This window comes from Stutzerimonas stutzeri, from assembly GCF_000935215.1.
Taxonomy (GTDB): Bacteria; Pseudomonadota; Gammaproteobacteria; order Pseudomonadales; family Pseudomonadaceae; genus Stutzerimonas.
In genome coordinates, this window is record NZ_JXXD01000236.1 from 1 (window position 1) to 14,500 (window position 14,500).

Sequence of the window (14,500 nt, forward strand, 5' to 3'; positions counted from 1 at the left end):
GATCGAAAAAGCTATTCCTCACTGCTTGTGGGGAGAGTCCATATACGGCTTGTTATGCATGGCGGCTAATCTTGCCTTGATCTTGTCAGGCGCGCCGCCTACGGGTCGGCTACCACAGATTCAGGCGCGGTTTTGGGACTGTCTACCACCGAAGGCACCGGCGTAGGCACCTCTTCTCAGGAGCAGGCCCACTAGGTCGTCTCTAAGCCGAACGTATGAATTTCGACACTTTTTCGACACCACCAAAATGCAGAAACGAAAAAGCCCTGTAAAAACAGGGCTTTATTGTGTGGTGTCTGGAGCGGGCGAAGGGAATCACCCACGGCAACCAACCAATTGATTAATAAAGATTTTTTCTGGTTACCCAAGCCAGAAATGGCCTCTAAGCTTACCACCTCGGCCCTCTTGATGAAAGGCGTACATCCACCGCCGTCTGCTGGCGGCTACCGACAGCCACTGCGATCAGGAAGTGACCGATTTTGCGATCTGCAGTGCCCTTCGCTCGAATCGCTCGGAAACAGAGTTCGCTTGTCCCTGGGGTCTATGCAGGTGCGTCACGATCTCGTAGGGGCCGTCGTCCAGCGCTCGCATGCTGATTCCCCATCCATGGGCGTGCTTGATGCGCGATTGCGCGGATAGCCCGACACCGTAGCCGGCAGAAACCCATAGCGCCATCAGCTCGAAGGAAGTCACGTACTGAAGATTTTGCTGGTCAGCAGGCAGGTGCGAGAGCAGCCGATGATCCAGCAGTGAACACGTCTCAGCCCGCCAGCGAAAGATCGGGTAGTCCTGTAGATCGGCGATGGTGAGCGATGCCTGATCCAGCAAGGGAAACCGCAGCGGCATCGCAACGGCCATGTGCTCAATCCACAAGGGCTGGGTTTGGATGGCCGGATCGCTCGACCCTTGAAGCGACAGCCCTACGTCATAGCGGCCTTCACGGAGTCCATCAAGCAACTCGTCACCAGCAACCTCAAAGAACGCGATGCTGACCTCGGGTTCTTCGGCACGTTGCAGCGCGAGTAGCACCGAAAGCTGCGATGACGATACGCCTGGCGCTATCGCAAGCCTGAGGTGGGCGGGTTGGCTGGTGAGGTTGTCCATGGAGAACCCACAGAAGCGACGAAGCGGGTCAAGGGAAAACCAGCATCATAGTAAAGAGAGAACTTTAACGTCTATATGTTTAACGTGGTTAATTTAAGAGGTTTGTTTGACGCTTCTGTCGATGCAGAAGCTTACTATTCAGCCAGGTCGTCCACCTGGCACACCCACCTATGAATCCGAACCAGCATTAGCTTTCGGGCGGGCCGTGCGTGCCGCTCGCGTCGCGCAAGGCGTCGCTCAAGACGACTTTGCATTTCAGGCTGGAATATCGCGTTCGCACATGGGCAAGATCGAGCGCGGGGAGCATGTGCCTACGCTTCCCCTGATACTGAAAATTGCTACCGCGCTCGGGATCAGCGCCAGCGAGTTGATGGCGGCGACTGAAAAAAACCTCAACTCTGGCAGTGAGCTGCAAGGCTCGCCATAAGCGGCCGCGAACTTCAGTTACGGCCCTTGCCGCCGCATCAATCGCCCGAGTGCTCGCGCAGGCGCGCAATGAACCGCTCCGCCGACACCGGCAAATCCTCGCTGACGGGCCGCAGCAAGTAGGTTGTGATGACTGCGGAATCCATGGCCAGGGGGCGGATCACCACATCGGGGCGCAGGCTCGCCGCGATCCTGGTTGCCCTGATGAAGCCAACGCCGTAGCCTGCACCGACCAGGGTGAGCATCATGTCCAGCGAGGACACGTGCTCGGCGATGTCGGGATCACGCTCCAGCGGTCGCAGGAGCCGCGCCAGTTCACGGTAGTAGCCTTCGTATACCTGTGGGTCGCATAAGACCAGTGGGTAGCTCGCAAGCTGATGCAGCGGAACGGCCTTGTGTGAAAGCAAGGGGTGCCGGGCGGGCACCGCGACCACCAGCGAGTCGTGCCAGAGTGGCTCGGTCAGGATGTCATCGCCGACCTCCGCCGTGTGCGCAAACCCGATCGAGAAGTCGCCCGAGCGCAACCCGCGCAACTGCTCGGCCAGCGGCACTTCGGACAGGCGAATCTCGATCTCCGGCTCCTCCTCGCGGCAGCGGGCCAGGAGGGCCGACAGCCGGGGATCGATTGCGCCGTCGGACACTGCAATGCGAAGGCTTCCGCTCAGGCCCGCCGCGACCGCCTGAGCGTTCTCCTGAGCCTGCTTCAGCGCGGCGAACACCCTGCGCACGTCTTGCAGGAAAGTTGCGCCCGCCTCGGTAAGCACCGTACCTCGGCGGTTGCGCACGAAGAGCACCACGCCCAGATCGCCCTCAAGCTCCTTGATGGCGCGGGACAAGGGTGGCTGTTCGATATGAAGGCGCTCGGCGGCCCGTGTGAAGTGCAGCTCCTCTGCGAGAGCCACAAAGCAGCGAAGGTGTCGCAGTTCCATGGGCCATGCTCCTGTTCCATATCAAGGATCTATTCGCACCAGTTTTCGTCCGCGATGGCCTGCTGGATGCACCCCATTCCACGCCGTTCCTGGTGCGCTCCGCTGGGCTGATTGCCTACTCGTCCACGTCAGATCACTCATTTGCGCCTCAAAAAATGGTTATCATAATGCAGCGCACTAGCAAACCAGCTTGGATTTATAGACGTCTTTTCAAGCAGCTCATATACTTTCTGCAGAAATCTGCATAAGCATTCGCTAACCCGAACGAGCCAACCAAGATGCCCCACGAACAGCTTGCCGATCTAACCCAGCCACAGCGTGACCGGCTCGCGTTCGTGGAGTTGCGCGTGCGCTTCATTGGGGAGATGCGCCGCCAGGACTTGGTCGCGCGGTTTGGTATCCAGTCCGCTGCTGCGTCCAGGGACCTGGCGCTGTACAAGGAAATCGCCCCCGGCAACATCGACTACGACGGCAAAGGCAAGTTCTACGTCCTCGGCCCGAGCTTCCAGCCGATCTTCGATTTCCCGCCCGAGCGGGTGTTGTCGTGGCTGACGCAGGGTTTTGGCGACGGTGAACCGATGCGCATCAAAGCCTGGGTGGCCAGCGAGAGCCCGTCCCGGCTCACCCACCCTGACCTGGACATCCTGGCGAGCGTGACTCGTGCCATCCACTACGAATGCCCGATGGGGATCGAGTACCACTCCATCTCCAGTGGCCGCACCGTGCGGGAGATCGTCCCGTTCGCGCTGATCGACAACGGCCTGCGTTGGCACGTCCGCGCCTTCGACCGCAAATCGCAGGAATTCCGGGATTTCGTCATCACCCGGATCAAGCGTCCCGTGGTGCGCAAGGGGCAGCTCGTGGCGCCCCACGAGATGAGCGATCAGGACATTCAATGGACACGGATCGTCGAACTTGAGCTGGTTCCTCACCCGGATCAGCCCCGGCCAGAAATCACTGAAATGGACTACGGCATGCGAGGCGGCGTGTTGCACATGAAACTGCGTGCCGCCACCGCCGGATACATCCTGCGCAAATGGAGTGTGGACTGCTCCCCCGACCATAGCCTGCGCGGCCCTGAGTACCGGCTTTGGTTGAAGGACCACCTCGCCATCTACGGCGTGCGCAATGCAGTGCTGGCGCCGGGGTATGCATCGCCGAGTGCAGAAACGTCGATTGCTGACTGAACGGAAACGACCATGAAGCTGATCCAAAACACCGGAACACAGCGCGTCATCGACTTGATGCAGCCCCACCTCAAGCACGGAACCGACTCGACTGTGTAACGCCTTCGTTCTCTCTCTACGCCTTTGCAGAAATCCGGGAGGCGTTGTCTGCTCTGGATCGAGTTCAATTGATCGTGCCTCCTGACAACGAGGCACTTGAACTCTTGGGTACGGAGAGCGACCGCGCTGCACGCAATCGTCTGCAGGCACGCTGGTTGGCCAATCAATGCGCGAAATGGATCACAGAGAAAGTGGCGCTTCGGCGGGCATCAAAAGGGGTGCCACAGGGAGCTGCCGTTATGCGCGGGCCGGACGGGGCTCCTGCGCAAGTGATTCTGGGTTCTTTTGCCTTCAACACGTCTGGCCTTGGCCTGACGCCGGGCAACCCTCTGAACCTGATTCAGGCATCAGAAACGGTCGACGAAGCCGCGCAGCTCGCCCAATGGTTTGATCACCAGTGGGCAGGCTTGCATGGTGCTGATGCCACCGACTCCAAAGGCCAGCGCAACGAGAGCGAGTCCATCCTTGAAGCACTGCAGGCGCTGGGTGAGCACCGCGATCCCTTCACCATCTACACCTTGATGCTGCACCGCCTGTTTCAGGACAGCGGTGACGAGATGGACGAGGAGCGCATCGTCAAGTCCGCCACCGGCATCCGCAATACCGTGGTGTGGAAAAAGCTCTTCAAGTTCCAGCGCGACGGTGTGGTGGGTGCCATCGACAAGCTGAACCGCTTTGGCGGCTGCATCATCGCCGACAGCGTGGGTCTGGGCAAAACCTTCGGAGCCCTGGCCATCATCAAGTATCACGAACTGCGCAACGACCGCGTGCTGGTGCTGGCGCCCAAGCGCCTGCGCGACAACTGGACGCTCTACAAGGCCAACAACAAGCGCAACATCCTTGCGGCTGATCGGTTCAACTACGACGTGCTCAACCACACCGACCTGTCGCGCGATGGCGGGGTGTCTGGTGACATCGACCTGTCACATGTGAACTGGGGCAACTACGACCTGGTAGTGATCGACGAGTCGCACAACTTCCGCAACAAGGCCACACACAAGGGCAAGGAATCGCGCTACGACCGCCTGATGCGACGCATCATCCGCGAAGGCGTCAAGACCCGCGTGCTCATGCTCTCGGCCACGCCGGTCAACAACCGTCTGGCCGACCTGCGCAACCAGATTGCCTTTGTCACCGAAGGCGATGACGCCGCTCTGCTGGAGCATGGCATCGCCAGTATCGAGGCCACGACCCGCAAGGCGCAGGCGCAATTCAATCGCTGGCTGGCGTTGGACGAAGCTGAAAAGACCCCCAGCCAGTTGGTGGAAATGCTGGGGTTTGACTACTTCACCCTGTTGGATCATCTCACCATTGCCCGCTCCAGGCGGCATGTGGAGAAGTACTACGGCACCAGCGAGACCGGCCGCTTCCCCGACCGACTGCCGCCCATCAACATCAAGGCCGACGTGGACCTTGCGGGCGAATTCCGTGCCATCCGCGACATCAATCAGGAAATCCGCCGACTCACGCTCGCCAGCTACGCGCCGCTGCGCTATGTGCTGCCCCACAAGCAGGCCGCCTACGACGCCAAGTACAGCACCCAGGTGCGTGGCGGCGAAAGTTGCTTCCGTCAGGCGGATCGGGGTATACGGATTTAATGGTTGATGGGGCACCTTCACCCCATCAATCTGATACCACCCTCAGATGGTTGATAGATGGGGTCGCCTCAGAAAACGGAAAATAAAGCACGCTAAGCCGGTTGCAGCGGTCGTAGCGGCCTGAACTTGCCCGCGCCGATCTTGGCGCTGCTGCGCCAGAGGTAATCGCCGGAGAGGTTGATGTGCTCCCAACCGAGCGGCGACAGGTACTGCAACAGCGCGTCATCAACGGCATGGCCGTTGCCACGCAGCGCGTGCGCAGCCCGTTCCAGATAGACCGTGTTCCACAACACGACGGCAGCCGTTACCAGATTGAGGCCGCTAGCCCGGTAGCGCTGCTGCTCGAAACTGCGGTCGCGGATTTCACCCAGGCGGTTGAAAAACACTGCCCTGGCCAGCGCATTGCGCGCCTCGCCCTTGTTCAGGCCGGCATGCACGCGGCGGCGCAGTTCCACGCTTTGCAGCCAGTCCAGGATGAACAGCGTGCGCTCGATGCGGCCCAGCTCGCGGAGCGCCACGGCCAGGCCGTTCTGGCGTGGGTAGCTGCCGAGCTTTCGGAGCATCAGGGAGGCCGTCACCGTGCCCTGCTTGATCGAGGTGGCCAGCCGCAGGATTTCGTCCCAATGGGCGCGGACGTGCTTGATGTTGAGCGTGCCGCCGATCATGGGTTTCAGCGCGTCATAGGCGGCGTCGCCCTTCGGGATGTAGAGCTTGGTGTCGCCCAGGTCGCGGATGCGCGGCGCGAAGCGGAAGCCCAGGAGGTGCATCAGGGCGAAGACGTGATCGGTGAAGCCCGCCGTGTCGGTGTAATGCTCCTCGATCCGCAAGTCGGACTCGTGGTACAGCAGGCCGTCGAGCACGTAGGTCGAATCGCGCACGCCGACGTTCACGACCTTGGTGTGAAATGGCGCGTACTGGTCAGAAATGTGGGTGTAGAACGTCCGCCCTGGGCTGCTCCCGTATTTCGGGTTGATGTGGCCGGTGCTCTCGGCCTTGCTGCCCGTGCGGAAGTTCTGGCCGTCCGACGATGATGTGGTGCCGTCGCCCCAATGCTCGGCGAAGGGATGCCGGAACTGCGCGTTGACCAGATCGGCCAGCGCTGCCCCGTAGGTTTCGTCGCGGATGTGCCAGGCTTGCAGCCAAGCCAGCTTGGCGTAGGTCGTGCCGGGGCAGGACTCCGCCATCTTGGTCAGGCCCAGGTTGATCGCGTCGGCCAGGATCGTGGTCAGCAACAGATTCTTGTCCTTGGCCAGGTCGCCCGATTTCAGGTGCGTGAAGTGCCGGGTGAAGCCCGTCCATTCGTCCACCTCCAGTAGTAGTTCGGTGATCTTGACGTGCGGCAGGATCATCGCCGCTGAAACCGGCCTGGAGCCCCATACAGTCAGTGACGGCGAGCGCGTCAGCGGCGTCTACCGTCGCAGCGTGATGCTGGCCAGCGGGCGTTTTGCGATGCTCGATGATGGCAAGGGTTTCAGCCTGGTGCCCTGGAAGGCGGTGATTGAGCAACGGCTAGGTAGCACCCTCGCAGCGACTGTCCGTGCGGGACATGTGACCTGGGAAATCGGGAGGCAACGTGGCCCCACAGTTTCATAAGGCGAGTCGGTCCCCTCGGTACGGTGGCGATGCTGGGCGCTGAAATGTGTTGCCGCTTTTCCCCGGTTCTTGGTAACATGACGAAATTGTGCATACTTTTATCAGACATAGGCTCATGGTGGTGGCGTTGCTGCTTGCAACGTTCGTTGCCATATCTGTGGCTGACATGTTTCTGTGTGCATCCGAGAGCGTAGATGCTCACTATGTCATGGCGGATTCTCACGATGAGAGTGTGGATAGCCAGAGCAATGGTTCCGACTCAGACAGTGGTCATGACGCCTGTAGCCATGGGCATTGTCACCATATCTACGCTCACATTCCCCCGGGCACGGCCCCCAAAACCGAGTCCCTCAATTCGACGCATCAGTGGCCAGCCAGTGATGCCCTTGCGTCTCGCACTCCTGACGGGTTGATGCGCCCACCCAAAGCCTGACGACTCCCGGCTGCACCCTTCGTGCGGCCGTTTCGTCAACTCATTCAGCTTTGGGAGTTTCCTCATGTTCACGTCGTTCAGTCGACCGCAGTGGGCGGTTGGCTTTGCTGTGGCTGTTACAGCGGTCTTATTCGCATTACCTTCTCGGGCCGAGCCGGCTCCGCCCTATGAAGCGATGGTGGTTCCGGTCGTGTTTCTGCTGATCGGAAGTCTGCTGTACATGGCGTTGGGCACCATCCGTGAAGCCGCGCTTGTCTTTGTCTGCGTGCCCTTGGCTTTGGTGGGTGGCGCATTGGCACTGCTGCTGCGTGGTATGCCGTTCTCCGTATCGGCAGCCGTGGGCTTCATCGCGGTGTCGGGTGTGGCCACGCTCAATGGCTTGGTGCTGATGCAGGCGATTCGTGAGCGTCTGACGGCTGGTGACCTGCCTCTGGAGGCCGCTGCCGCTGGCGCGTCGAGCCGCCTTCGCGCCGTGCTGACGACGGCACTGGTGGCCATCGTCGGCTTCATCCCCATGGCGATAGCGACAGGGTCCGGGGCCGAAGTACAGAAGCCGCTCGCCACCGTCGTTATCGGGGGATTGATCACCGCCACCGTGTTGACCTTGATGGTGCTGCCCACCTTCGCTGCTCGTGCGGTGAAGCCGGAAGAAACGGGGAGCGGCAGAGCATGACGAGCAAACTACATCCGGTTTCTTATCCCGCTCAAACATCAAGATGTCGAGAAGGCTGGCAACGACTCTGGTCCAGATTTCCTCATTTTCTGGTGGCGGGCGGAATTTCCACAGCCGTGCATTGGAGCGCGATGTCGGGCCTGATGGCCTGGGATATCCCCGCCTTATGGGCAAGTTCCGTGGGCGCTGCGGCCGGAGCGTTAACGAACTACTGGCTGCAGAAAGGCTATGTGTTTCGTTGCGTCAAGTCGCATGAACGTGTCGTGCTCCTCTATTTGGCATCCGTGGTCGGTTCTTGGGTCGCTAACCTGATACTGCTCGGGATTTTGTATCAATGGGCCGGAGTAAACATCGCCTACGCTCAGCTGATGACGACCTCGCTGGTTTGCCTGATGAACTTTCAGGTTCAGAGGAGGGTTTTCTCGTGAACCTTTCTCGTCTTCCATCGAACGGCCCCGTCCTATCCGTTGTCATTCCGGTCTTCAATGAGAAGCCCGTTCTTCCCCGCTTGTACGAGCGACTGCATAAGGCCCTCGACTCACTGGATTTCCAGTACGAGATCGTCTTTGTCGATGATGGCAGTACTGACGACAGCCATAGGTACCTTGCCGGGTTGGCCTACACCTATCCGTGGGTTCGTTTGGTAAAGCTCAGTCGGAATTTTGGCAAGGAGGCCGCGACAACAGCCGGCCTGGACCATGCGCTAGGGCACGCCGTGATCATCATGGACGCCGACCTTCAGGATCCACCTGAACTCATTCCGCTCATGGTTGAGGCTTGGCGCAGCGGGATGGATATCGTCCTGATGCGGCGTCGTTCCAGGAATGGGGAAGGTGCCCTGAAACGCTTCTGTGCCTACATGTTCTATCGACTGCTATGTCGATTGAGCGACGTGACCATTCCCAAGGATGTTGGCGATTTCAGGCTGATGAGTCGTCGCGCCATTGATGCCCTGGGGCGCCTGCGCGAAAGAAATCGCTACATGAAAGGACTATTCGCCTGGATTGGCTTGCCGACGAAGGTCATATCGTTCGACCGAGAACCCCGCGCCGCCGGCGATAGCAAATGGAACTTCATTGGACTCATGCGTCTGGCAATGGAGGGGCTGACGTCTTTTTCAGTGTCTCCACTTCGCTGCGTGACCTTTCTGGGCCTGCTGACCGCTTTGGGTAGCGTCATGTACGGTGCTCTGATCGTAGCCAAAACGTTGGTTCTCGGGTCGGACGTGTCCGGGTATCCCTCGCTCATGGTGGTGATGACGTTTATCGGTGGCATCCAGCTGCTTTCGATCGGCTTGGTTGGCGAGTACGTAGGGCGCATCTATCTGGAATCCAAACAGCGTCCCATTTATTTGGTCGAGGAGGTCTGTGAGTTACCACGGGAAGAAGTCAGGCTGGCGAGGAGCGAGGAACGATGATCCGTTCATGGTGCGCCCGCCCTTATATATGGCTGTTCCTCCTGCTGTTGCCGCAAATTTTCGGCATGATTTTGATTCCGTTCTCCGGAACGTCTGAGCCACGCTATGCTGAAATTGCTCGCCTAATGGCAGAAGGTGGTGACTGGATAACGCCCTGGTTCGAACCTGGTGTGCCCTTCTGGGGAAAGCCACCATTCTCCTTCTGGGTGCAAGCTCTTTCAATTCGTCTCTTTGGTCTGAATGAGTGGGCTGTGCGCCTCCCTTCCTGGTTGGGCTTTCTCGCCATTCTGGCTGCCATCCATGCACTGGCTCGTCAGTATTCCGGGCTGCGAACGGCGCGCTGGGCGGTGGTTGTCTATGCGTCCTGCGCTTTGCCGTACATCGCCGGTGTTGCTGTTCTGACAGATCCCTTTCTGACCTTGGGCACCACACTGTGCATGGCCGGTCTCGTGCTGGGACAGTGGTATTGGCGAGCCTTGGGATTTGCAGGCTTGGCAATCGGCCTTCTCTCCAAGGGGCCATTGGCCGGCGTGCTTGTGGCGGGATCAGTCGCTACAGGCTGGCTTATTTGCCGGCAAATCCAGTGGCCTCGCATGTCCGGGCGTGTCTGGATCTGGGGGGTAGCCGTTGTTATAGCGCTGGTCCTCCCTTGGTACGTCTTGGCTGAGCAGAAAACGCCAGGCTTCCTGAACTATTTCCTGCTCGGCGAGCATGTCCTGCGTTACCTCGATCCAGGCTGGCAGGGGGATCTCTACGGTACGGCCCACGTCGAGCCCTATGGCAGCATCTGGGGATTCTGGCTCATGGCAACCTTTCCATGGGGAATCCTGGCCCTCGCAGCGCTGTTATATGCAGCAGGCCACAGTGGCGCTCGCCAGTCACTGAGAAGAGTCCTGTCTGAGCCTGTAACGGCGTACCTGCTGGGATGGTCGGTTTTCTCGTTATTACTTTTTACGTTTGCCCGCAATCTGCTTTGGACCTATGCGCTGCCCGCCATCCCTGCATTTTCGATCCTGATGGGGAGGGCATTGTCTGCCTGGCAAGCAGCCCCCCGTAAGCCGGATTCAGGGCCTCCTCGATATGTGACTGCAACACTCGCTTCGCTGGTGCCAACCGTGATGCTGGTTGCGTCGCTGACAGCCGTGCTGCAGCCGAATCTGATCAATACCGAAAGAGAATTAGTGCGATACGTGCAGGATGCGTCCGGCGCGAATGCCAATTTTTGGTACATCGATAGCAGGCCGTTTTCCGCACGCTACTACTCAAGGGGGATGGCAGAGCTGGTGTCCATCGAGCAAGTGAGTGCTCGACTGAGGCACATGAACGGCGATGTCTATATGGCAGTTACCAAAAGACAATTCGATCAAATACAGCACCGACTACCGTCTTCCAGCCAGAGGGCGAACATAGAGAGCAAGAAATATGTCCTTGTCATAATTCCCGGAGGCAGTGGAAAAATGCGATCGAGGGAGAAGTCATGACTGAAAAACTACAGATCGACCTTCCGGTTCTACTGCCGGATATTGCGCACGATGCCGACGCCTGTGTACAGCGTCTTCTCGTTGAGTTGCGAGCACAACAGGGGGTGGAAAACGTTCATATCCGCAGCGGCACCAACAATCAGACGCATGAGGTATGCATTCACTATGCCTCCGAAGCGCTATCGCTCGCGCGCATCCGCGAACTCGTCGAAGCTGCCGGTGCGCGTATTACCCAGCGGTACGGTCATCTGATCTGGCAGGTCAAGGGCGTCACACACCAACGACTTGCACGTACCTTGACCAAACGACTGCTCTCCATGCCTGGCGTGCTTGAAGCAGAGGTCAGTATTGGTGGCGTGGTACGGGTGGAATTAGATAGGGAGAAAATCTCAGAGGATGACATTCGTGATGCGCTCGCGGAAGTTGGCGTCAACCGAAAGCCCGAAGATCCCCCAGCTGGGCGTGATAGCGATCAGCTCAAAGATGGCGACGGTGATGCGCACCGTCACGCCGGTGTGTTTGGCGAAAACAGTGAATTGATATTCTCCCTGCTGTGCGGAGGACTTCTTGCCACCGGATTCGCGTTGGATAAGTGGGCGCCCGTCGCAGATTGGCTCGCCATCGCCAACTATCTCGGTGCCTACCTCTTTGGTGGTTTCTATACCGTCAAAGAAGCAGTTCAGAACCTGAGGCTCAAACGCTTCGAGATCGACACGTTGATGCTGGTCGCCGCCGCCGGTGCGGCGGCGCTCGGTGCTTGGGCCGAAGGCGCCTTGCTGTTGTTCCTGTTCAGCCTGGGCCATTCGCTGGAGCACTACGCCATGGGCCGGGCCAAGCGGGCGATTGAAGCCCTGGCCGAACTCGCGCCGGAGACCGCCCGTGTCCGCCGCGACGGCGAGGTCAGGGAAATAGGCGTGCAGGAACTGGTTCTGGGTGACTTGGTGCTCGTGCGGCCCAACGAACGTTTGCCAGCCGACGGTTTCGTGGTGTCCGGCGAAACCAGCATCAACCAGGCCCCGGTCACTGGAGAAAGCGTGCCCGTCGATAAACGCCCGGTTCCCGACCCGGCGCAGGCCAATATCCGGCCTGATCTTTTGGACGCGGCGCATCGCGTGTTTGCCGGCACCATTAACGGTGCCGGCGCGATAGACATCGCCGTGACCAAACTTGCCTCGGAAAGCGCGCTGGCCCGCGTGGTCAAAATGGTCAGCGAAGCCGAGACGCGGCAATCTCCCACGCAGCGACTCACTGACCGCTTCGAACGCGTCTTCGTGCCGGCCGTACTGGCTACATCCTTCCTGCTCTTGTTCGCCTGGGTTGTAGTAGACGAGCCGTTCCGGGACAGTTTCTACCGCGCCATGGCCGTACTGGTAGCGGCCAGCCCGTGTGCGCTCGCCATAGCAACGCCGAGCGCCATCTTGTCTGGCGTCGCGCGCGCTGCTCGTGGCGGTGTACTGATAAAAGGTGGAGCCCCGCTTGAGAAGCTCGGTTCGCTTGATGCCCTGGCCTTCGACAAGACCGGCACCTTGACCGAAGGACGGCCACGTATCACCGATGTCCTGCCAGCACCGGGCGTCAACGAGACCGAGCTACTGGCCACGGCAGTTGCCGTCGAAGCGCTGAGCGATCATCCCTTGGCGCGGGCCATCGCACAGGATGGCGTGGAGCGCCTTGGCAGCACGACGCTTCCCGTTGCATCCGGGCTTCGTAGCCTCACCGGCAAAGGGGTGATCGCCGAGATCGAGGGACATGCCGTGGAAATCGGCAAGGCGGAAATGTTCGGCAGCGACAGGATACCCGCCTTGACGGAGCCGGTCGCCGAGGCGGTCGAACGGCTCCGCATCGAGGGGCGCACCACCATGGCGGTACGCCGCGCAGGTCGTGATCTCGGGGTCATCGGTTTGATGGATACGCCACGCGCAACGGCGCGGCCGGCGCTCGAACGCCTGCGTGCCATCGGTATCAATCGCATGATCATGATTTCTGGCGACAACCAACGCGTCGCCGATGCCGTCGCCAAGCACGTTGGCTTGGACGAGGCATGGGGTGATCTGATGCCGGAGGACAAGGTAGAGGCCATCAAAAAGCTGCGCGACACCACTGAGGTCGCGATGGTAGGAGATGGTGTGAATGATGCGCCCGCCATGGCCCATGCGACAGTCGGCATCGCCATGGGGGCGGCCGGCTCGGACGTGGCGTTGGAGACTGCCGACGTTGCCTTGATGGCGGACGATCTTTCGCACCTGCCGTTTGCGGTCGAACTCAGTCGACGCACCCGGAAGATCATCCGCCAGAACCTCTTCATCAGTCTTGGCGTTGTGGCGATTCTGGTCCCGGCAACGATTCTCGGTCTGGGAATTGGTCCCGCCGTCGCAGCCCATGAAGGTTCAACTTTGGTAGTAGTGTTCAACGCACTTCGGTTGCTCGCCTATAAAGAGCGTGAATATAAACCTGAAGGTTAAGAAAGGAGGTGTTGATTGAGTCGGTGCTAAAAAATGGACTTGCGTCATCTTCGATGTTTCATCGCCGTTGCTGAGGAGCTTCACTTCGCTCGTGCAGCCGAGCGGCTACACATTGAGCAGTCCCCGCTTTCACGCGCCATCAAGGAGCTGGAGGAAGATCTGGGTGTTCGCCTTTTCGACCGAACAACGCGCAGTACGCGATTGACCCGTGCAGGCCAGGTATTTCTGGAGCATGTTCCGCGCGTATTTTCTGCTCTTGAACAGGCAAGCAACAGTATCAGAGCTGTTGCCGCTGGCTATCAGGACCAACTGCGAGTTGCCTTGTCCGACGGGATCACCCCGCCACGCTTGAGCGCCTTGCTTGCCCAGTGTCGACAGGACGATCCAGATATCGAGATCCGCCTGTTCGAGATTCCGCTATCGCAGCAAATCCGGGGGTTGAACGACGAACTATACGATGTCGGCTTCGCGCAGTCGGCCGACGTTGGAGATGGCATTGTGGCCGAAGCGGCATGGAGCGATCCACTGGTGGTTGTAATGCCGGCACGGCACCCTCTGCTGGTTCATAAACGCATTCCATTGGACGAAGTGCTGCGCTATCCACTTGTGATGTGTGATCCGCAGTCCTGTGAGGGCTATGGGCTGTCCAACATCAAGCTCTTCTCCCGTGTGAAAATCAACATCCAGAAACCCTCAGGCGACCGCACCCCCGATCTGCTCTACGCGCTGCGCCTGTACCTCACTGGTGACGATGGTGCGAACGCTATTCACATATCTAGTGTTTCTGATGGAAATACTGATGAGACCATTTAATTTTGATAGATGATTTTCATATCTTGATCTTCATAGGCCGGGAAATTTCATTGAAAATAGATATGGGTTATTTGGAGGCGTAAATTCGAAAACCATTTCTGGTTTGATAAGTAAATAGCCATGTAGCTTCCTCGATTTTCTGGCGCCTGTGACTTCGCAAGTCCAGATGTTCAGGCCACTTGGTTGCTTGCGATGCAATTGCAGTCGCTCGAAGCGCTTCTGCACCCACTGCCAATCCTGCAGGTTCTCCTGTTTGGCCAGCTTGCCTACCTGCGGGTGTTCCTG

General features: G+C 59.2%; 12 protein-coding genes and 2 pseudogenes. 10 read left to right on the forward strand and 4 right to left on the reverse strand.

Annotated elements, in window-relative coordinates; all coding sequences use genetic code 11:
• Positions 1 to 462: 462 nt before the first annotated feature.
• The gene (locus LO50_RS20055) at positions 463 to 1,104 is read right to left on the reverse strand and encodes a substrate-binding domain-containing protein (RefSeq protein WP_034079873.1); all 642 of its coding nucleotides are present in this window, start codon (positions 1,102 to 1,104) and stop codon (positions 463 to 465) included.
• Between the two features lie 106 nt (positions 1,105 to 1,210).
• On the opposite strand from LO50_RS20055, the gene LO50_RS20060 reads away from it, so the two are divergent.
• Positions 1,211 to 1,531 (forward strand): helix-turn-helix domain-containing protein, encoded by a 321-nt coding sequence (locus tag LO50_RS20060; RefSeq protein WP_012206013.1) that lies wholly within the window; start codon positions 1,211 to 1,213, stop codon positions 1,529 to 1,531.
• Positions 1,532 to 1,568: 37 nt separating this feature from the next.
• Here the strand turns inward: LO50_RS20060 and LO50_RS20065 are convergent, their stop codons facing one another.
• Positions 1,569 to 2,459 carry a LysR family transcriptional regulator gene (locus tag LO50_RS20065; protein WP_044316144.1) on the reverse strand — a complete coding sequence of 297 codons (891 nt, stop codon included), beginning with the start codon at positions 2,457 to 2,459 and terminating at the stop codon, positions 1,569 to 1,571.
• A gap of 278 nt (positions 2,460 to 2,737) precedes the next feature.
• Between LO50_RS20065 and LO50_RS20075 the strand changes: the two genes are divergently transcribed.
• Together LO50_RS20075 and LO50_RS25230 are read left to right on the forward strand one after the other, a co-directional pair.
• Complete coding sequence (locus LO50_RS20075) at positions 2,738 to 3,646, forward strand: WYL domain-containing transcriptional regulator (protein ID WP_014596073.1); 909 nt, start codon at positions 2,738 to 2,740, stop codon at positions 3,644 to 3,646.
• Positions 3,647 to 3,984: 338 nt separating this feature from the next.
• Positions 3,985 to 5,343, forward strand: coding sequence for a DEAD/DEAH box helicase (locus LO50_RS25230; RefSeq protein ID WP_014596074.1), 1,359 nt, complete (start codon positions 3,985 to 3,987; stop codon positions 5,341 to 5,343).
• A gap of 92 nt (positions 5,344 to 5,435) precedes the next feature.
• On the opposite strand, the pseudogene LO50_RS20085 reads toward LO50_RS25230, so the two are convergent.
• A pseudogene (locus tag LO50_RS20085) lies at positions 5,436 to 6,695 on the reverse strand (Tn3 family transposase); the annotation flags it as partial.
• Between LO50_RS20085 and LO50_RS24320 the strand changes: the two are divergent.
• The 7 genes and pseudogenes from LO50_RS24320 to LO50_RS20115 all read left to right on the forward strand — a co-directional run.
• Positions 6,691 to 6,936, forward strand: a pseudogene (locus tag LO50_RS24320) (DUF3363 domain-containing protein); the annotation flags it as partial. The pseudogenes LO50_RS20085 and LO50_RS24320 sit on opposite strands and share 5 nt — an antisense overlap.
• A 497-nt stretch (positions 6,937 to 7,433) precedes the next feature.
• Complete coding sequence (locus LO50_RS20090; RefSeq protein ID WP_200594517.1) at positions 7,434 to 8,042, forward strand: efflux RND transporter permease subunit; 609 nt, start codon at positions 7,434 to 7,436, stop codon at positions 8,040 to 8,042.
• Positions 8,039 to 8,470, forward strand: a complete 432-nt coding sequence (locus tag LO50_RS20095) for a GtrA family protein (protein WP_080558857.1) — start codon at positions 8,039 to 8,041, stop codon at positions 8,468 to 8,470. The genes LO50_RS20090 and LO50_RS20095 overlap by 4 nt, the downstream gene beginning before the upstream one ends.
• Positions 8,467 to 9,459 carry a glycosyltransferase family 2 protein gene (locus tag LO50_RS20100; RefSeq protein ID WP_044316146.1) on the forward strand — a complete coding sequence of 331 codons (993 nt, stop codon included), beginning with the start codon at positions 8,467 to 8,469 and terminating at the stop codon, positions 9,457 to 9,459. Before LO50_RS20095 ends, LO50_RS20100 begins: the two co-directional genes overlap by 4 nt.
• Positions 9,456 to 10,940 carry an ArnT family glycosyltransferase gene (locus LO50_RS20105; protein WP_044316147.1) on the forward strand — a complete coding sequence of 495 codons (1,485 nt, stop codon included), beginning with the start codon at positions 9,456 to 9,458 and terminating at the stop codon, positions 10,938 to 10,940. Before LO50_RS20100 ends, LO50_RS20105 begins: the two co-directional genes overlap by 4 nt.
• A complete protein-coding gene (locus LO50_RS20110; protein WP_044316148.1) occupies positions 10,937 to 13,402 on the forward strand; it encodes a heavy metal translocating P-type ATPase in 2,466 nt (821 codons plus the stop codon). The genes LO50_RS20105 and LO50_RS20110 overlap by 4 nt, the downstream gene beginning before the upstream one ends.
• Positions 13,403 to 13,435: 33 nt before the next feature.
• On the forward strand, positions 13,436 to 14,215 hold the full coding sequence (locus tag LO50_RS20115) for a LysR family transcriptional regulator (RefSeq protein WP_044316149.1): 780 nt from the start codon (positions 13,436 to 13,438) through the stop codon (positions 14,213 to 14,215).
• A gap of 30 nt (positions 14,216 to 14,245) precedes the next feature.
• Here the strand turns inward: LO50_RS20115 and LO50_RS24325 are convergent.
• On the reverse strand, positions 14,246 to 14,500 hold a 255-nt coding region (locus LO50_RS24325), incomplete at its 5' end, for a conjugal transfer nickase/helicase domain-containing protein (protein ID WP_080902141.1).